The following is a 19,278-nucleotide window of genomic DNA, read 5'->3' on the forward strand; positions in this document are numbered from 1 at the left end:
AACTTACCCACTTTCGAGTTCCATTTTCCTGGTTTCCGCCCTCTAAAGCAAAAGGAATTGAGAAAAATACCGTCAAATTCGACCGAATAGACTGATTTTGACAACGAATGCTCTATCATCGAGCCCATGACTGCACTCATTCTTACCCCCGCACAACGTAAATCCCTTAAAGCCGATGCTCATGACTTAAGTCCTGTAGTGATGGTTGGTGGAGATGGTTTAACGCCTGCCGTAATCAAAGAAGCTAAATTGGCTATTAATCACCATGGATTAATTAAGATCCGTGTTTTTGGTGATGATCGTGAGGCTCGCGTCGCTATCTATGAAGAACTCTGCGACAAGCTAGATGCAGCGCCTGTTCAGCATATTGGTAAGTTGCTCGTTCTCTGGAAGCCAAAAGATGTAGTTGATGAAGCATTTAGCAATCTTGGTCGCTCCAGCAAGCAAACTAAGAAGACATTGCAAGCTCCGCGCACAAAACGACAACCTAATCGCACTGCGACAAAAACGGGTGTTCGTACCAGCACCTCAGAAAGATCCGATCGACGTTCTGCATCTAATGCTTCACCATTTGCGCGTGCCGCAGCAGTTAAATCTTCAACACCTAAGAAACGTGTTTTACGTTCAGAGGCTGCAGAGTCAAAAATTGGCTGGTCATCTCCTGGCTATAGAAAAGCAGTAGCTGCTCCGGCGCCAATCAAAAAACGTAAAGTTAGAATGAGCAGCACCAAGAAGAAATCATTGGGCTCTTAAGCAGAATAGCAAACAAAGGAACGCCGCTAGTCGGCGTTTTTTGTTGCCCGCCAAACCAGAGTGAGCCCAAGTAAAGCTTGAATCATAAATAAGATGCTGGATGTGCCATGGAGGCGGCCAAACAAAGATGCATGCGTAGATTCTCGCACTGACAGGCCCAAGTAAAGAGCTTGATCCCGTAGTGAATTCATCCAGGGAATGATGATAAAAGCAGCGCCAATAGTGCATGCCAACATGCCAAGTAAAATCCAGCGTGTAATGCGGTGGGAGTGTAAATTTTCTCTAACGAGGTAGTTTGCCATCACCATCAAAATGACACTCATCACAACGCCTGTATAAGCAGTAAGCTCAAAAAGTCTTGCTGCAACCATACCAGCGACCTGTCTGTCGCCAAGCGATGAGAACAGCACGGGCACCACTAGAAATCCTATTGTGATGAAGCTTCCAACCCAGAGTCCTGATAGAAGACTAAATAATCTCTGGGTACGTTCAATACGCATTAGACGTAACGTACCGCCAAGATTTCTACTTCGCGATTACCACCTGGAGCCTGAACGGCTACAACATCACCCTCTTCTTTGCTAATTAATGCGCGGGCAATTGGGGAGCTAATCGAGATCTTGTTGAGAGCGATATCTGCCTCATCGTCACCAACGATTTGATAAGTAAGCTTGGTGCCGTCTTCAAGGTCTTCCAAGTCAACAGTAGCGCCAAACACCACTCGTCCAGTCACATCAAGCGATGCAGGATCAATAATTTGGGCTGCAGAGAGCTTGCCTTCCAACTCTTGAATACGGCCCTCTATGAAACCCTGTTTTTCTTTAGCAGCGTCGTACTCAGCATTTTCAGAAAGATCGCCTTGAGCGCGAGCTTCAGAAATAGCGTTAATTACTGAAGGACGCTCTACATGCTTGAGGCGATGCAGCTCCTCCTTGAGGAGTTCTGCACCACGCTTGGTAATTGGAATTGTGCTCATGCTACTAACCTAACTTAAATTCTTGCGCGAAATTACGCATCTAAAAATGAATTTTAGATTAAATAAGTTCCCGATGTAAGTTTTGTAGTGAATAGACCTCAAGCGACTCTAGCTTGCCATTTTGCGAGGCAAGTAAGCCATCCATAACAGCCCTTGCCGCGCTAATTGTCGTGTAGTAAGTCACGCCATTAGCCTGAGCACTGGTACGAATTGATCTGGAGTCAGCAATAGCAGTCCGTGTTTCATCCACCGTAGTAAATACCAGCGAAATTTCCCCGTTCTTAATGAAATCCACAATATGCGGACGACCATCTTTTACTTTATTCACTACGCGAACCGGTAAACCAGCCGCTTCAATAGCTGCGGCCGTACCTTTGGTGGCAACCATAGGGAAGCCAAGCTGATGCAGTAGCTTTGCTACTTCGATTGCCTTTGGTTTGTCGCTATCTTTAACGGTTAAAAGCACGGTACCGCTCTTAGGTAATTTAATGCCTGCACCTAATTGGGATTTAAATAAAGCTTCGCCAAATGTTTTGCCAACACCCATGACTTCACCAGTGGATCGCATTTCAGGTCCAAGAATTGGATCAATGCCTGGGAACTTATTAAATGGGAACACCGCTTCTTTAACAGAGAAGTATGGAGGTTTGACTTCTGACTTGATGCCCTGCTGCGCCAATGTTTGACCAACCATGCAGCGAGCAGCAATCTTGGCCAACTGCAGACCGGTAGCTTTAGAAACAAATGGAACGGTACGAGATGCACGTGGGTTGACCTCAAGAACGTAGATTACGTCCTTGCCATCCACATTTTGAATGGCGAATTGAACGTTCATCAAACCAACTACGTTCAGGCCTTTAGCCATGGCAGCCGTTTGACGCTTAATCTCTTCAACTGTTGCATCGGATAATGAATATGGCGGCAACGAACATGCTGAGTCGCCTGAGTGAACGCCTGCCTGTTCAATATGTTCCATCACGCCACCAATGAACACTTTTTCACCATCGCTAATGCAGTCAACGTCACACTCAATAGCATCATTGAGGAAGCGATCCAAAAGAACTGGCGAATCATGGGAGACCTTTACAGCTTCACGCATATAACGCTCGAGATCGCGGCCATCATGAACGATCTCCATAGCTCGACCACCCAAAACATAGGAAGGCCTTACTACTAGTGGGTAACCAATTTCTTCAGCGAGCTTGAGAGCCTCTTCTTCAGCGCGAGCCGTACGGTTAGGCGGTTGACGCAAACCAAGGTCTTGCAATAATTTTTGGAAGCGTTCGCGATCTTCTGCAGCGTCGATCATGTCAGGTGAAGTTCCGATAATTGGAACGCCATTACGCTCAAGGTCTAAAGCCAATTTCAAAGGCGTTTGGCCGCCGTACTGAACAATCACACCCTTCGGCTTTTCTTTGGCAACAATCTCCAGCACATCTTCTAAAGTGAGTGGCTCAAAGTACAAGCGATCAGAAGTATCGTAGTCAGTAGAAACCGTTTCAGGATTGCAATTGACCATGATGGTTTCATAGCCATCATCACGCATTGCTAAGGCAGCATGTACACAGCAGTAATCAAACTCAATACCTTGGCCAATACGATTGGGGCCGCCGCCCAGAACCATGATCTTTTCTTTATTGGTCGGTTGCGATTCGCACTCACCATGCTCAGCTTCATAAGTTGAATACAGGTACGCAGTATTTGTTGAGAACTCAGCCGCACAGGTATCAACACGCTTATAAACAGGAACAACCTTAAGACGATGACGTGCGGCACGCACAGAAGCTGGGTCAATGCCGAGCAATTTAGCTAGGCGGCGATCTGAGAAGCCCTTTTGCTTAACAAAGCGTAACTCAGGAGCAGTCAGGCTATCAATTTTGCGCTGCTTAAGTTCCGACTCAATCGTAATCAGCTCTTCAATTTGCTCGAGGAACCAAGGATCCACTTTGGTTTCGGCATAAATCTCATCCAATCCCATGCCCATACGGAAGGCATCAGCGAGATACCAGATGCGATCTGGTCCTGGCTCGTTAATCTCATTAATGATGTCATCTAGATCCGTAGAAACTTCATCGAGACCGTCAACACCAACTTCCAGGCCACGAAGGGCTTTCTGGAAAGACTCTTGGAAAGTTCTACCAATCGCCATCACTTCACCAACGGACTTCATCTGTGTAGTTAAGCGTGAATCTGCCTGCGGGAATTTCTCAAATGCAAAGCGAGGAATCTTCGTGACGACATAGTCAATTGAAGGTTCAAATGATGCAGGTGTTGCACCACCAGTAATGTCATTCTTTAATTCATCCAAGGTGTAACCCACTGCTAGCTTGGCCGCAATCTTCGCAATTGGGAAGCCAGTTGCCTTGGATGCCAGAGCTGATGAGCGTGAAACACGTGGATTCATTTCAATCACGATCATGCGGCCATCAACTGGATTAATGGAGAACTGAACGTTAGAACCGCCGGTATCTACGCCGATCTCTCTAAGTACAGCAATCGATGCATTACGCATGATTTGATACTCTTTATCTGTCAAAGTCTGTGCAGGAGCCACGGTAATAGAGTCACCCGTATGCACACCCATTGGATCTAAGTTTTCAATAGAGCAAACGATGATGCAATTGTCATTGCGATCGCGTACCACTTCCATCTCAAACTCTTTCCAACCCAAGAGAGACTCTTCAATCAAGAGCTCGCGAGTTGGTGACAAATCTAGGCCGCGTTTACAAATCTCTTCAAACTCTTCACGGTTGTATGCAATACCACCGCCTGATCCACCCATGGTGAATGAAGGGCGAATCACTACTGGGAAGCCTGAACTACCGGTTTCCTGCTGAATGCGCTGTTGCACCTCATGCGCCTCATCCATTGAGTGAGCAATGCCCGATTTAGCGGAGCCTAGACCAATTTTGGTCATCGCCTCTTTAAATTTCTGACGATCTTCAGCCTTATCAATTGCTTCTGGCGATGCGCCAATCAATTCACAGCCGTATTTCTCTAAAACACCATGACGATGGAGGTCCAGTGCGCAATTAAGCGCAGTTTGACCGCCCATGGTTGGCAAAATCGCATCCGGTTTTTCGGTAGCAATAATGCGCTCAACTACTTCCCAAGTAATTGGCTCGATGTAAGTCACATCAGCCATTTCAGGATCAGTCATGATGGTTGCGGGATTGCTGTTCACCAAAATAACTTTGTAGCCTTCGTCACGCAAAGCTTTACAAGCTTGTGCGCCTGAGTAGTCAAACTCACAAGCCTGACCAATCACAATTGGGCCGGCACCAATAATTAAGATGCTCTTAATGTCGCTACGCTTAGGCATTATTTGCCCTCCTTCTTGCTGGCAGCATTCATGAGCTCCACAAAACGATCAAATAAATAGGCAATGTCATGAGGACCAGGTGAAGCCTCAGGATGTCCCTGGAAGCAGAGAGCCGGCCTGTCATTCCAAGCTAGGCCCTGTAAAGATCCATCGAATAAAGAAACGTGCGTTACACGAATATTGGCAGGCAAGGTATTAGCATCAACTGCAAAACCATGGTTTTGTGAAGTAATGGCTACGCGACCAGTATCCAAATCTTTTACAGGGTGATTAGCGCCGTGATGACCAAACTTCATCTTCAAAGTTTTTGCGCCAGCAGCCAGACCCATAATTTGGTGGCCCAAGCAGATGCCAAATGTTGGGACGCCCTTCTCAATAATTTCCTTGGCGGCAGCAATAGCGTAATCACAAGGACCAGGATCGCCAGGTCCATTTGAGAAAAATACGCCATCTGGATTCATGGCTAAAACTTCAGCTGCACTGGTTTGTGCAGGGACAACCGTTAGCTGGCAACCGCGCTCGGTAAGCATGCGCAAAATGTTGCGCTTTACACCAAAGTCATAAGCAACAACTTTTTTAACTGGTTTGCTGGCATCCAATGTTCTGTAAGCAGGCTTGCCGTTAGGGCCATGCAGATCCCATTCGCCCTCACGCCATTCATAAGATTTTTGGGTGGTAACAACCTTTGCAAGGTCTAATCCAGCCATTCCAGGAAAGGCCTTAGCAAGCTCTAAGGCCTTTTTACCCAAGGACTCATAGTCATCGCCAATTTTTCCGGCAACGATAGAGCCAGATTGAGCGCCCTTATCGCGCAATATTCTGGTGAGTTTGCGAGTATCAATACCAGCAATGCCTAAAACACCTGCTTTTGCGAGGTAATCATCTAGGGAGCCCTCGGAGCGGAAGTTAGATACGCGCTTTGGAAGATCTTTCACAACCAAGCCAGCAGCATGAATCTGATCAGACTCCGCATCCTGGGCATTTACGCCAACGTTACCGATATGTGGGTAAGTCAATGTCACGATTTGGCGTGAATAACTAGGATCAGTAATGATCTCTTGGTATCCAGTCAATGCGGTATTGAAAACGACTTCGCCGGTAGTTTCGCCTGGGGCGCCAATACTAAATCCGGGAAATAAGGTGCCGTCGGCTAGAGCCAACACGGCGGGAGGAAAAGAAGGAAGCAAGGGTGACAAACCATCTCCAGTCCCTGCTCCATCCGACGCTCAAAACCCTCAAAAAGACTAACCCGAGGATGTTTTTGCGGGAGGTGAGTGTCTTTAAGCGCTAGGGTATTTAATTAGTTTCGAACCTTGCAATCATACCATTTTTGCTCGTAAACCCTTGAATACCAAGCCAAATGGGGCTTTGAAAGCAAAAAGCTCCCCCAGCCACAAAGCTAGGAGAGCCTTTTGGCCAAAATTACCGGTTTTTTAGGCTTTGGCGCTTTGCTCAATAATCGTCTTGATTTGAGCCAATACAGACTGATCGTCCATAGTGCTGATGTCACCAGGATCACGTCCTTCCGCAACGGCTTGGAGCGCACGACGCACAATCTTGCCGGAGCGGGTCTTAGGCAAAGCTGTGACGATATATACACGTCCGGGTCGAGCGATCGCACCCAAAGTGGTGTCTACAGTCTTCATGCACTCTGCTTCTAAAGTGGCTGTATTTGAAGCGTCCTTAGGGATCACGAATGCAATCGCAGCCTGCCCCTTTAGTTTGTCTTCAATACCTACCACGGCAACTTCTGAAACATTTGAGTGACTAGAAATACTCTCTTCAATTTCACGTGTACCAAGACGATGCCCAGCAACGTTGATCACATCATCCGTGCGGCCCAAGATGAAGAAGTAACCGTCTTTATCTTTGATACCCCAGTCAAAGGTTGAATAAATCAATTTGCCAGGAATCGTTTCCCAATAGGTGCTGATAAAGCGCTTATCGTCACCCCAAACGGTTTGCATGCAACCCGGAGGCAATGGGCCTTCAATAGCAATCACACCTTTTTGATCTGGACCCAACTCTTCAGAGGTCGCATCATCAAGTAACTTCATGTTGTAACCAAATGAAGGAACGCCTGGTGAGCCAAACTTATGAGGCATTACTTCCACACCGCGTTGAATAGCTAGCATTGGCCAGCCTGTTTCTGTCTGCCAATAGTTATCGACAATCGGTTTATTAATGGCACCATGAATCCAACTTGCTGTTGGCTCATCCAGTGGTTCACCAGCTAAGAACAAAGCGCGCAATTTAGAAAGGTCATACTTTGTTAAGAATGCGGGATCTTGTTTTTTGAGAACGCGCACCGCAGTTGGAGCGGAGAACATGACTGAAACTTTGTACTTATCTACCAACTCCCACCAAATGCCAGCATCAGGACGCAATGGCGTACCTTCATACATGATGGTTGCCATACCCGAGAGCAAAGGCGCATAAATAATGTAGCTGTGACCAACAACCCAACCGATATCTGATGTACAGAACATGGTCTCACCGGGGTTACCGGTAAAGATGTGCTTCATTGATGCAGCAAGAGCTACCGCGTAACCACCTGTATCTCGCTGAACACCCTTAGGTTTTCCGGTTGTACCAGAGGTATACAAAATATAGGAAGGATGCGTTGCATCAACCCACTCAACCGGCACAACATCATTGAGGTGCTTTTGACGCTCACTAGCGTAATCTAAGTCGCGACCAGCTACGGTTGTGAATTCGGTTAAACCGCGATTCACAATCAATACCTTTTCAGGCTTGTACTCAGCCAATGAAATTGCTTCGTCAAGTAAAGGCTTGTAAGGAACCGCTTTACCGCCGCGTGCACCAGCTTCAGCAGTCACAATCAGCTTTGGTTTGGCATCATCAATACGTGATGCAAGACTGTGTGATGCGAAGCCACCAAACACAACAGAGTGAATGGCACCAATACGAGCGCAGGCAAGCATTGCAAAACATGCCTCGGCAATCATTGGCATGTAGATCAGTACACGATCACCCTTCTTGACGCCGTTTGCTTTATAGATAGCAGCCATACGATTGACTTCTTCGTACAACTCTTTAAATGTGTATGCCTTCTCTTGATTGGTTTCTGTGGAAACGGCTACAAGAGCGATTTGATCTGCGCGATCTTTTAGGTGGCGATCTACTGCGTTAAAGCAAAGATTCGTTAAGCCACCCTCAAACCATTTTGCAAATGGCGGGTTATCGTAATTTAGAACTTTGTTAAATGGTTTTTCCCAGTGAATCAATTGCGCTTGCTCACCCCAAAATCCGTCTGGGTCTTTAATTGAGCGTTCGTGATGTGCTTTATAGGACATGGTCAACCTAATTTCTTTAAAAAAGTTACTCAAATTACTGGCTTTTGCTCACCCCTTTACTGCCGTTATTGCTACTGGTGGTGGCTGAACTAGCATTTTTCGCAGATTTTGCAAGCCCTGTCGATGCGGATTTATGCTGAGATGCAGCATTTTTTCCGGAAGAATTACCCTTAGAGCTGCCTTTTTCAGCAGTTTTGCCGCTATTGGCTGGTGTGCACTTCACAGGCTTTGCCCCTTTTACCGGTTTTGGGCACTTGACTGCCGGAGGTTGAGGCTTTTCTAGGCTAAGGCTCGCATTCTCTGCCATTAAGGTCGAAACATCTCCTGGGCGGCGACTGGTTTTTGGCACCAAAACCGTTGATCCAGCACGAATTCTCATGCCCTTAGGAATGCCGTTGATTTCCCTTAGTGTGTCAACATCCACTCCTAAGGTTTTTGCGGCTTGATCCACACTCTCTGTTTTGGAAACCTGCACCGCAGTCCAAGACGAAAGCGGTTTGTTGTATTGCTTAAGATTTGCTTGAAAGATTTCAGCATGTGCAAACGGTAGCAAGATTTGCTGATTGGCATTACTCAATATCACGGGCTTATTAAATGAGGGGTTGAGATTTTGAAATTCATCTGCAGGTATCTCAGCCAATTTAATCACTAGAGCAACATCAATATCGCTGCCGACATCGATCGCCACAAAGTACGGGTGATTCTCAAGCTCCGGAAGGACAATTCCGTATGCTTGAGGATCAAGAACAATTTGGCGATACGCCATTAGCTTAGGCACATAATTTCGTGTCTCGCGCGGCAAAGTAAGACTTTCATAATCTACCGGTAGACCAGCAGCAGCATTGCGCTTTTGAGCCTTGGTGATATTCCCAGCGCCCCAGTTGTATGCAGCTAAAGCCAATTCCCAGCTACCGAATTGCGTATTGAGGCGCTGTAAGTAATCCAAGGCCGCATCCGTAGACTGAACGACATCTCGCCTTTCATCACGGAAAACATTCTGTGTAAGTCGAAAATCTTTACCTGTCGCGGGCATAAACTGCCATAAGCCCACTGCCTTTGCGCTAGATTTTGCATTAGTTACAAATGCGCTCTCCACAAAAGGTAGTAAAGCAATTTCTGTTGGCATATTGCGCGCATTGACTTCTTGCACGATGTAAAAAAGATAGCGTGATGATCGCTCCATAGAACGATGAACATAATCAGGGCGAGCGGCCAGCCAACGAATCTGTTCTATCTCTAAGGGCGTATTCATTGGCTCCATCTGAAAGCCATCCCGAATACGCAGCCATAAATTATCGGAGGGTGCGTAGAGCTTGCTAACGGATTGATTTTTGAGATTGACGCGCGCAGCCTTTGATGATTTTGGGTTAGACCTCGTTGGCGTGTCTGAAGACCAATCGCCTGAGCTCGCGCAACCAGAAAGAAAAACGGCAATCAATATTGCCGCAAATACTAAGCGCATTAGAAGCGATCTTTCCAAGCGCGGATGACAGCCAAAACATGTGCGGGCGTTGGTAATTGCTCTTGACCCGATATCTCTTTCGCCATTGCAATCACCTCGGGTTGATCGCAGCGCATAAATGGATTGACCTGCAGCTCTTGTCCAATGGTGGTTGGCAAGGTTGGTAACTTTTGATTGCGCAAAGCCTGGGCTCTATCAGACCAGGAAATAAGGTTCAAATTATTTGGCTCTACTGCCAATGCAAATCGAATATTAGATAAGGTGTATTCATGGGTGCAGTACACCAAAGTATTTTTGGGCAACGAAGCAAACTTACTCAATGACTCTGTCATTTGAGTTGGGGTTCCTTCGAAAAGTCGACCGCATCCCGAAGCGAATAATGTATCACCACAGAAAAGCATTGGCTCAACAACGTTCGCTTGCATATTTGCAAAGTAAGCAATATGAGTCAAGGTATGACCAGGAACTTCAAAAACTTTCAGGCTAATACGAGGGGATGCAATTTCAATCTTGTCATCCTGGATTGCAACCAATGTTCTGCCGGGTATGCCATCACCAACAGGACCATAAACAGGAATACTTGACCCCAGAACCTCAAGCAACCTCATAATGCCGCCAGTATGGTCTGCATGATGATGAGTTATTAAAATGCCAGATAAACTTAATTTGTTCTGCTCTAGATACTTCAAGACAGGCTCTGCGTCTCCTGGGTCAACAACCAATGCTGCGCTTCCATCGTGAATGCACCAGATGTAATTGTCATCAAAGGCGGGTATAGGCCAGACCTGCAATAAAGTATTCTTATCCATAGTCCGATGATACCAACCCCACTTACCCCCTCTCAGACGCCTGCACCCCCATGGAGCTCCTGGGAGAAATGGCTGCAGTCGCCACCCGGCCAATACGTTTTAGGCTGGGAGCAAAAATGCTTTGATCAGATTGTGGCCGATGTCTTTGGGTTTCATGCCGTACAAATTGGGTTACCCCAAATCAACACATTGAGTGAAAACCGGATGCCCTTGCAGGCCCTACTTTCTCACTCCAATGATGGTCGCGAACACGCACGTCGCTTTAACTGGCATTTAATAGAAGGTGAAGCCGCTGAGCTGCCCTTTGCATCAGAAAGTTTGGACTTGGTTACCCTCCCTCATGTTCTTGAATTTGCTGCTGATCCCCATCAAATATTACGTGAAGTAGATCGTGTTTTACGGCCAGAAGGTCGCTTGGTGATTTCAGGCTTTAACCCCGCAAGCTTATGGGGTGCCAGACAATATCTCAGCAGGCTAATTGGCAGCCCCTATCTGCCGCGCGATGGGCAATTTATTAGCCTAATTCGCATTAAAGATTGGCTCCAATTGCTTAATTTTTCTCTAGATCGCGGCCACTTCGGATGCTACAAATTTCCTCTCCATGGGCTGTCGTCCATGTCGCGGATGGATTTTTTAGAGCCCATGGGTAATCGTTGGTGGCCTATTTTTGGTGCAGTTTTTGTAGTTTCGGCCATAAAACGCCACAAGGGGCTTAGGCTCATAGGTCAAATCACCCCTGTTCGCGTGCCAGTGGTTCCCAATCTGAGTCCTGCTGCAGAACGCAATAAGATCAAGCAAGCCCAAGACCCAGTAAATTAGCCTTATGCCCCATTCAAAAAGCACTGACCACAACCCACAAATGCCCCATATCGTGATTTACACAGATGGCGCATGTAAAGGCAACCCTGGCCCTGGCGGTTGGGGCGCAGTACTTAGGTCAGGCGGTCATGAGAAACATATTCATGGCGGCGAAAAGCACACCACCAACAACCGCATGGAGATTAGCGCGGTGATCTTTGCTTTACGAGCCTTAAAACAACGCAGTTCTATAGAGCTATGGACCGACTCCCAGTATGTACAAAAAGGGGTTACAGAATGGCTTGAAGGCTGGAAAAAACGGGGTTGGAAGACCGCCAGCAGAGATCCTGTAAAGAATGCAGATTTATGGCAAGAATTGGACGCCCTCCTGCCCGGGCACGACATCTCCTGGCACTGGGTCAGGGGGCATAACGGCCACCCCGGGAATGAACTGGCTGATCAGCTTGCCAATAAAGGGGTTGAAGAGTTTTTGCCTTAGGGCCAATACTGCTCAGCACTACGCTTTTATGACTCTATTATGAGAGAATGCCTAAGCTGTAAATAGGCTACAAATGGCATTTAAACCATAAAAAACTAAGAAAACGAGACTGTGTCAAAAATAGAATCTTCTCTCGATAAAGCGGCTGCAAAGATAGTTGAGTTGAAAAACACTGGGAAAGCCCGTTTGTGCGCTCTTTGGCAAAAGCACTCGCCTAAATTCAATAAGCTCAATAAACTCAAACAGCTGGATTACCCAACAGTCAAAAGTTTTGCCATCAAGTTCAAGTGGCGCATTCTGCTGGTATTGATTGTTCTGTATGCAGGCTCAAAGGCGTACGATTATTTTTTCCCTGCCTCTGAAAAATCTGGCGGCCCGGTCACAATAACCTCCGTTGTTGTTGAGAAGAAAGACATCCCACTCATTATTGAAGCTACGGGAACGATTGTTTCCAATAGCATTGTGGATATCCGTCCAATGGTTACCAATACCGTTGCCAAAATTAATGTCAAGGATGGTCAAGAAGTAAAGGCTGGCGATCTACTCTTTACATTAGATGACCGTAATGACAAAGCAAATTACGAAAAACTAAAAGCATTGGCTGACGATGCTCAAAAGCAATACTTGCGCGCCAAGGAACTGGTGGCCAAAAACTTTATCTCCAAAGCGGGTCTTGAAACCTCTTTAGCGAATGCCAAATCAGCTCAGGCTGCTGCACGCTCTGCCGAGGTTCAGCTCTCCTTTGATTACATTAAGTCACCGATCGATGGTCGCGCCGGCATTGTGAATGTATTTCCTGGCTCTTTAGTTCAGGCAAGCAACGTTGTAACAACAGCCACTAGCTCTACCGCTACATCTAGCGTTGGTTCAATGGTTACCATTACCCAGCTAAACCCTATTAACGTTCAATTTGTCATCCCCGAAAAAGATATCCCCATCATGCTGGAGAACCAGCTGGATGGAGAGGCAATGACAGTTAAAGTCAATGTTGGTGATAGCGGCAAAAAAACGTATGAAGGAAAGGTGCTTGTAATAGATAACCAAGTTGACCCTTCAATTGCTGCAGTTCGAGTTAAAGCGCAAATTCCAAATGACGATAAGACATTGCTACCCGGTCAATTTGCTCGCGTCTCTCTTGTTGCCAATACATTAAAAGATGCATTAGCTATTCCATCGCAAGCCGTTGTTATTAATCCGCGCGGCAAGATGGTCTACGTCATCGACAAAGATGGCAAAGCAGCATCTAAACCAGTCAAAGTTGTTTATGAATATCAAGGCTCAACGGTAGTTACCGGAATTGATGCGGGCGATAGAGTGGTTGTAGAAGGCAAGCAAAACTTACGACCAGGAAGCAAGGTTCGGGAGGCAAAAGTAAGCCCTCCTGCAGCGTCAGCTGCTCCTAGTACCTCGCCTGCCCCCGCCACCGCTGCGGCCCCAACCCCAACAACCCCTTCAGCAACAGATAAAAAATGACGCTCTCCGAATTATGTATTCGGCGTCCCGTGATGACGGTATTGCTTTCAATAGCAACCGTTGTTGCAGGTGCTGTCGCCTATGTAAAAATTCCTGTTGCAGCCCTACCTAGTTTTAATACGCCGGTTATTTCTGTAAGTGCATCTTTACCGGGTGCCTCGCCAGAAAATATGGCCTCTGCCGTGGCGCTTCCTTTAGAAAAAGAGTTTTCAACTATTGACGGTATTACCGTTATCAGCTCCACGAACTCATTAGGCAGCACAAGCATCACCTTAGAGTTCAATAACGATCGTGATATTGATAAGGCGGCTGTGGATGTACAGGCCGCCTTATTGCGTGCACAAAAACGCTTACCGATTGAGATGACTGTTCCACCGTCATATAGGAAGATCAACCCTTCAGACACTCCAGTACTCGTAGTGCGGATGAGCTCTCCATCCATCAGCCTTTCAGATATTAACCAGTATGCGGAAAACTTAGTATCGCCAAACTTATCTACGATTAGTGGCGTTGCACAGGTTCTGGTTTATGGAGCAAAGCGTTATGCAGTTCGCGTACGTGTTCATCCCGATGCTTTAGCTAACCGCAATCTCACTGTTGATGATATTGCGATTGCAATTAATAAGGCTAACTCCAATAGTCCAGTCGGTGTTCTCGATGGTCCACGTCAAGCAATCACCATTTATGCAAATCCTCAGTTAGTTAGACCCGAAGAATTTGCAAATTTGATTGTTAGCCAAAAGAATGGCTTGCCGATCTACTTAAAAGATGTCGCTGATGTAATTGAGAGTTATGAGGATGTCAAAACCCTTGCAAGCTCAAATGGCGAACGCTCTATTGCCGTTGCCATTCTTCGTCAGCCCGGCGCGAATACTGTTGAAGTGGTTAAGGCTGTGAAGCAGCTTTTGCCGCAGCTTCAAAAGCAAATGCCAGAATCCATTCGTTTGCAGCTCTTAAATGATCGATCACTATCGATTATTGAAGCTATTCATGACGTTAATCTGACGCTTGGATTAACGGTGCTGCTCGTTGTTCTCGTGATCTTCTTATTCTTGAAGCATGTATCCGCAACGGTTATACCCTCTATCAGCCTACCAATCTCGTTAATTGGAGCATTCTTTTTGCTCTACTTTATGGGCTACAGCCTAGATAACATTTCCCTACTGGGTATTACGTTAGCCGTTGGACTTGTGGTTGATGATGCGATTGTGGTGCTTGAGAACATCATGCGCTACATCGAACAAGGCATGGATCCACTTAAAGCCTCCCTTAAGGGCAGTAAAGAGGTGGGTTTCACCATCATCTCGATCTCAATCTCGCTGGTGGCTGTATTTATTCCCCTGTTTTTTATGCCAGGTCCTATTGGACTTCTCTTTAGAGAATTTGCGGTCGTAGTTTCACTCTCTATCCTAGTGTCGGCAGTAGTTTCATTAACGGTTGTGCCAATGCTCTGCAGCCGCTTCCTACCAAAACCTGGAGAGCATGCAAAAGAATATGCTATCAATAAAAAGTTTGATCGCTTTTTTGATTGGATGCTTAAAACCTATATTCACTACCTTGACCTTGCTTTAAGAAATCGCAAAAAGGTTCTTTGGGGTGCCTTGTCTACATTCGTTATCACGGTGGTTCTTTTTGTAATGAGCCCTAAGGGATTTTTCCCAGAAGAAGATATTGGGCAAATTCTAGCTACCACTGAAGCCTCTGAAGATATCTCGTTTAGAGCGATGCTGGCACTTCAAGATCAAGCTGCCGAATTGGTTAATACCGACCCGAACGTAGCCAGCTCAATTTCCGTCATCGGTGGTGGTGCAAGCTCAGGCTACAACACGGGACGTATCTTCATCATCCTTAAACCTAAAAGTGATCGTGCAAAGATGGCGAAGATCATGGAAGGCTTGCGAACCAAATTTAAAGAAATTCCTGGCCTGCAGGTTTACATGCGCCCCGTTCAAAACCTACAACTTGGCGGAAAAAGCAGCAAGAGTCGTTATCAGTTCACCCTCCAAAGCGTTGGTTTTGAGGGTGTTAATGAGTGGGCGGACAAGCTCATGCAAAAAATGCGTGCTGATCCAATGTTTCGGGATGTTACAAGTGATTCACAGCTAAAAGGGCTAAACGTCAAGATTAATATAGACCGAGAAAAGGCTGCCAGTGCTGGCGTCAGCATTGCTGATATTAGAACAGCTCTCTACTCTACATTTGGTGAAAAGCAAGTCTCCACCATCTACACACCAGTCAATACTTATTACGTCATCCTAGAGGGTGCAGTCGAAGATCGTCAGTATGAAACCGACCTCAATAAGATTTTTGTACGCGGTCGCGCTACTGATAAGTTGATTCCCCTTTCGAGTTTGGCAAGTTTTACGAGAACCGTTGGTCCAACAGCCGTAAACCATCAAGGGCAAATTCCGGCTGTAACACTGTCATTTAACTTGGCGCCAGATGTTTTCCTTGGTGATGCCACCAAGCAAATTGAATCCTTTACCAAAGCCATTGATTTGCCACCTTCTATTATTACGAGTTATGGCGGTGATGCTGCGGTCTTTAAGGGCAATCAATCGGGGCAGCTAATTTTGATTCTCTCTGCACTGGGTGTAATTTATATTCTGCTGGGCGTTTTATACGAAAGCTATATCCACCCACTCACCATTCTTGCAGGATTGCCATCTGCCGCTATTGGCGCAATTCTTGCGCTACGTATTTTTGGCTTTGAGCTCACCATCATTGCGTCGATTGGTATTTTGCTGTTGATTGGTATTGTGAAAAAGAATGCGATCTTGATGATTGACTTCGCCTTGGATGCGCAACGAAACCAAGGGATGACTCCGGAAAAAGCCATTCGCGAAGCCTGTATTTTGCGTTTCCGCCCGATCATGATGACAACCTTTGCAGCTTTAATGGGCGCCCTTCCTATTGCTTTCGGCTTGGGTGCTGGCGCTGAGTTACGTCAGCCGCTTGGTATTAGCGTAGCTGGCGGCCTGATCTTCTCTCAATTTGTTACCTTAATCATTACCCCTGTTATTTATCTGTATTTAGACAAATATGCAGGCAATGGCCCTATGGAAATACCGCCATCTGTCTTGGAAGGAACCTAATGCGTCAAGTTATTCTCGATACCGAAACAACAGGTTTAAATCCTGCCACAGGTGACCGCATCATTGAAATTGGTTGCGTGGAAATGGTCGGCCGTCGTTTAACAGACCGAACATTTCATTACTACATCAATCCCGAGCGCGATATTGACGCTGGCGCGTTTGCTGTTCACGGTCTATCTAGAGAGTTTTTATCGGATAAACCCGTTTTTGGGAATATTGTTGAACAATTAATTGAATTTGTGGATGGCGCAGAAATTGTTATCCACAACGCTGCCTTTGACTTGGGCTTCTTGGACAATGAATTTGCCTTACTCAAGCGCCCTCCATTCAGAAATCTTGCAAGCAAAGTCACCGATACCTTGCTCGATGCGCGCCAGATGTTTCCAGGCAAACGTAACTCACTCGATGCTTTGTGTGAACGCTTTTCCATTAGCAATAAACATCGTACATTGCACGGCGCGCTATTGGATGCTCAGCTACTAGCAGAAGTCTATGTAGCAATGACTAGGGGTCAGGAAGATCTCTCGATTGATTTAATTGACTATACGGTTGGCGCAGACTCTACCGGCCATAGCAAAGCTTTGCCAGTGAACCTTAAAGTTTTGGCTGCCAGCACCGAGGATCTAGAGGCGCATGAAAAAATTCTGGCTGAGATTACCAAGTCGGCAAAAAAAGATGCCGTTTGGCAATCTGCTATCAGCGCTTAGTGCGATTTAGTAACGGCCGACAAATATAGGTCTTCTAGATCTTTTACATACTGTTTTGTATCAAACAGCGCTGTAGTGAGTCGATTGCTCTCTTGTTTTGCCTTCACCTGGCTAATCTTATCTGGATGTGAAGCTAAATCGAATGCCTTGTTGTAATACTCTTCTTTTGAGTTGACGATCATCTCATTCATGCCAAGCGCAGTAAGCATGCTTGATGCCACCCTACTTGCAAAGGTATTCCCAAGAATACTGAGCACCGGCACCCCAGCCCATAGAGCATCAGCAGCTGTTGTATGGGCATTAAAGTGTGAGGTATCCAAAAATAGGTCAGCCAATCGCAGTCTACTGAGGTGATCCTTTCTTGCTGGAACACGTATCGCAAAAATGATTCGAGATGGATCAACCCCTCTTGCAGTTACCTCTTTTTGTAAATTCTCAATAGCCTTTTCCGATGGTCTCGAAAGCCATAAAACACTATCGGGCACATCTTTTAGGAGCTTCATCCAGATATCGAAAATATCGGGAGTAATTTTGTAGGCATTATTAAAGCAAGCAAAGATGAAGCCTGACTCAGGCAATCCTTGGGATGCTCGGGTTGGCATATCCCCAAATTCTTCTCTGGATATCAATGTGTCTGCCGGGAAAAATGAATTCGGCAAGTAGGCGATCTTTTCACTGTAATAGGACTGATGCTCCGGCGGAATTGCAATCTTATCAGCTATGAGGTATTGATAAAAATCTGACCCGGAAGTACCGGCATATCCCAAATAATTCATCTGGATAGGGGCAATTTTTCTTGAGAATAGCTTTGTCCTTGCTGCTGCAGTATGCCCATTAAGATCAATTGCGATATCTAGATCCTGGGATATCGATAATTCATAAGCCTCAAAATCATTTAATCCAAAAAGATCAATCGATTTATCAAACAACTCAGTTAATCGATGCTCTACGGGGTCTCCGACTCTTTTATTTAAAAAGAATCCATAGATCTCAAAGCGCGAGCGATCATGTAACTTAAGAATATTTTCCATCAGCATCCCTACGGGGTGCGTTTTAAAGTCAGATGAGAAATAGCCAATTCGGATTTTTTGATCGCCACTACGAGCGCGGAGTTTAGGGAAACTATTATTAAATGCTGGTATTCGGATCTTGGTAAAAATTTCGGCGGCTTGTTTTTGTAACTCAAGAGTTGCACTGGTTTGCAGCATGATGAAAGGCGGAGACGCTGGCTCCATTTTTGAAGCGCTATCCAATAGCTTAGGCACTAAAAGATCTCTATTAGCCCAATCGCAAAGATTGCCATAACCATCAACAAGTTGACCAATTAAGAATGGATGACCAGGAACAAGGCTATAGGCCTTTTGATAACTCACTAAGGCCTCATCATTACGCTTTAATTCAAGTAATGCATTGGCGTGATTTGACCATGCCTCGCCATAATTTGGATCCAGTGACAAAGCTTTTTCATGCGCCAAACGCGCATCTTCATACCTACCTAAATCAAAGAATGCATTTCCATAATTTGTCCAGGTTTCTGGGTAATTAGGATTGAGTTTTAAGGCAGTTTCGTAACTCTCAATGGCCTTTCCTGTAAAGCCCAAATCTGACAATAAATTACCGCGATTAGACCAGACCAAAAAATAATCTGGACTTAATTCAATGACTTTGTCATAACAAAGTGTTGCTTGATCATATTGACGGAGCTTTGCATGGGCAGTACCCTTATCCATAAGGATTTGGGCATTATTGGGAACAATTCGATTTAATTTCTCGAATGTACCAATTGCATCCTGAAATAATCCAGCCCCATATTGAGCTCGCGCCAAGTTTGAAAGGAGCTCTGGGTTTTTTGAATCCTGTAAAGCAGCTTTAGAGAGTGGATCAATAGCCTCTAAAACTCGCCCTTGCATTGCTAGCACCAAACCAAGGACTTGAAGTGCAATCAAATCCTTCGGATTTATACGAAGAATGGATTGCGCAATACGTTCAGCTGCATCATGGCGCTGACTCTGAAACTCCGACAACATTTGTTGGAGTAAAGGGGCGTAAGGTTGCGCCATGATTAAT

14 protein-coding genes are annotated in these 19,278 nt (G+C 45.8%); 6 read left to right on the plus strand and 8 right to left on the minus strand.

Features of this window, described 5'->3' with window-relative positions:
- Positions 1-126: 126 nt before the first annotated feature.
- On the plus strand, positions 127-753 hold the full coding sequence (locus tag C2745_RS05175) for a YhbY family RNA-binding protein (RefSeq protein ID WP_215383334.1): 627 nt from the start codon (positions 127-129) through the stop codon (positions 751-753).
- Positions 754-779: 26 nt separating this feature from the next.
- Here C2745_RS05175 and C2745_RS05180 read toward each other — a convergent pair whose 3' ends face one another.
- The 7 genes from C2745_RS05180 to gloB all read right to left on the minus strand — a co-directional run bounded on the left by C2745_RS05180 (position 780) and on the right by gloB (position 10,639).
- Positions 780-1,253 carry a DUF4149 domain-containing protein gene (locus tag C2745_RS05180; protein WP_215383335.1) on the minus strand — a complete coding sequence of 158 codons (474 nt, stop codon included), beginning with the start codon at positions 1,251-1,253 and terminating at the stop codon, positions 780-782.
- On the minus strand, positions 1,253-1,729 hold the full coding sequence (greA, locus tag C2745_RS05185) for a transcription elongation factor GreA (protein ID WP_215383336.1): 477 nt from the start codon (positions 1,727-1,729) through the stop codon (positions 1,253-1,255). The genes C2745_RS05180 and greA overlap by 1 nt, the downstream gene beginning before the upstream one ends.
- A gap of 58 nt (positions 1,730-1,787) precedes the next feature.
- Positions 1,788-5,051, minus strand: a complete 3,264-nt coding sequence (gene carB, locus C2745_RS05190; RefSeq protein ID WP_215383337.1) for a carbamoyl-phosphate synthase large subunit — start codon at positions 5,049-5,051, stop codon at positions 1,788-1,790.
- Complete coding sequence (gene carA / locus C2745_RS05195; protein WP_215385626.1) at positions 5,051-6,238, minus strand: glutamine-hydrolyzing carbamoyl-phosphate synthase small subunit; 1,188 nt, start codon at positions 6,236-6,238, stop codon at positions 5,051-5,053. Before carA ends, carB begins: the two co-directional genes overlap by 1 nt.
- Before the next feature lie 246 nt (positions 6,239-6,484).
- Complete coding sequence (locus C2745_RS05200) at positions 6,485-8,368, minus strand: propionate--CoA ligase (RefSeq protein WP_215383338.1); 1,884 nt, start codon at positions 8,366-8,368, stop codon at positions 6,485-6,487.
- Between the two features lie 34 nt (positions 8,369-8,402).
- Complete coding sequence (locus C2745_RS05205; RefSeq protein ID WP_215383339.1) at positions 8,403-9,830, minus strand: transglycosylase SLT domain-containing protein; 1,428 nt, start codon at positions 9,828-9,830, stop codon at positions 8,403-8,405.
- A complete protein-coding gene (gene gloB / locus C2745_RS05210) occupies positions 9,830-10,639 on the minus strand; it encodes a hydroxyacylglutathione hydrolase (protein ID WP_215383340.1) in 810 nt (269 codons plus the stop codon). The genes C2745_RS05205 and gloB overlap by 1 nt, the downstream gene beginning before the upstream one ends.
- Before the next feature lie 6 nt (positions 10,640-10,645).
- Between gloB and C2745_RS05215 the strand changes: the two genes are divergently transcribed.
- The 5 genes from C2745_RS05215 to dnaQ all read left to right on the plus strand — a co-directional run bounded on the left by C2745_RS05215 (position 10,646) and on the right by dnaQ (position 17,211).
- The gene (locus C2745_RS05215) at positions 10,646-11,458 is read left to right on the plus strand and encodes a methyltransferase domain-containing protein (RefSeq protein ID WP_215383341.1); all 813 of its coding nucleotides are present in this window, start codon (positions 10,646-10,648) and stop codon (positions 11,456-11,458) included.
- Positions 11,459-11,498: 40 nt separating this feature from the next.
- Complete coding sequence (gene rnhA, locus C2745_RS05220; RefSeq protein WP_215385627.1) at positions 11,499-11,936, plus strand: ribonuclease HI; 438 nt, start codon at positions 11,499-11,501, stop codon at positions 11,934-11,936.
- 111 nt (positions 11,937-12,047) lie between these two features.
- Complete coding sequence (locus C2745_RS05225; RefSeq protein WP_215383342.1) at positions 12,048-13,409, plus strand: efflux RND transporter periplasmic adaptor subunit; 1,362 nt, start codon at positions 12,048-12,050, stop codon at positions 13,407-13,409.
- The gene (locus C2745_RS05230; RefSeq protein WP_215383343.1) at positions 13,406-16,504 is read left to right on the plus strand and encodes an efflux RND transporter permease subunit; all 3,099 of its coding nucleotides are present in this window, start codon (positions 13,406-13,408) and stop codon (positions 16,502-16,504) included. The genes C2745_RS05225 and C2745_RS05230 overlap by 4 nt, the downstream gene beginning before the upstream one ends.
- Positions 16,504-17,211 (plus strand): DNA polymerase III subunit epsilon, encoded by a 708-nt coding sequence (gene dnaQ, locus C2745_RS05235; RefSeq protein WP_215383344.1) that lies wholly within the window; start codon positions 16,504-16,506, stop codon positions 17,209-17,211. Before C2745_RS05230 ends, dnaQ begins: the two co-directional genes overlap by 1 nt.
- On the opposite strand, the gene C2745_RS05240 is transcribed toward dnaQ, so the two are convergent.
- Positions 17,208-19,271, minus strand: coding sequence for a glycosyltransferase family 41 protein (locus tag C2745_RS05240; RefSeq protein ID WP_215383345.1), 2,064 nt, complete (start codon positions 19,269-19,271; stop codon positions 17,208-17,210). The genes dnaQ and C2745_RS05240 overlap by 4 nt on opposite strands.
- Positions 19,272-19,278 lie beyond the last annotated feature (7 nt).

The sequence above is a fragment of the Polynucleobacter sp. AP-Kolm-20A-A1 genome, assembly GCF_018688315.1.
Taxonomy (GTDB): domain Bacteria; phylum Pseudomonadota; class Gammaproteobacteria; order Burkholderiales; family Burkholderiaceae; genus Polynucleobacter.

Bases quoted from the DNA above. Each gene is read 5' to 3' on its own strand.
- C2745_RS05175 (WP_215383334.1), top strand. From the start codon at position 127: ATGACTGCACTCATTCTTACCCCCGCACAACGTAAATCCCTTAAAGCC.
- C2745_RS05180 (WP_215383335.1), bottom strand. From the start codon at position 1,253: ATGCGTATTGAACGTACCCAGAGATTATTTAGTCTTCTATCAGGACTC.
- greA (WP_215383336.1), bottom strand. From the start codon at position 1,729: ATGAGCACAATTCCAATTACCAAGCGTGGTGCAGAACTCCTCAAGGAG.
- carB (WP_215383337.1), bottom strand. From the start codon at position 5,051: ATGCCTAAGCGTAGCGACATTAAGAGCATCTTAATTATTGGTGCCGGC.
- C2745_RS05200 (WP_215383338.1), bottom strand. From the start codon at position 8,368: ATGTCCTATAAAGCACATCACGAACGCTCAATTAAAGACCCAGACGGA.
- C2745_RS05205 (WP_215383339.1), bottom strand. From the start codon at position 9,830: ATGCGCTTAGTATTTGCGGCAATATTGATTGCCGTTTTTCTTTCTGGT.
- gloB (WP_215383340.1), bottom strand. From the start codon at position 10,639: ATGGATAAGAATACTTTATTGCAGGTCTGGCCTATACCCGCCTTTGAT.
- C2745_RS05215 (WP_215383341.1), top strand. From the start codon at position 10,646: ATGATACCAACCCCACTTACCCCCTCTCAGACGCCTGCACCCCCATGG.
- rnhA (WP_215385627.1), top strand. From the start codon at position 11,499: ATGCCCCATATCGTGATTTACACAGATGGCGCATGTAAAGGCAACCCT.
- C2745_RS05230 (WP_215383343.1), top strand. From the start codon at position 13,406: ATGACGCTCTCCGAATTATGTATTCGGCGTCCCGTGATGACGGTATTG.
- dnaQ (WP_215383344.1), top strand. From the start codon at position 16,504: ATGCGTCAAGTTATTCTCGATACCGAAACAACAGGTTTAAATCCTGCC.
- C2745_RS05240 (WP_215383345.1), bottom strand. From the start codon at position 19,271: ATGGCGCAACCTTACGCCCCTTTACTCCAACAAATGTTGTCGGAGTTT.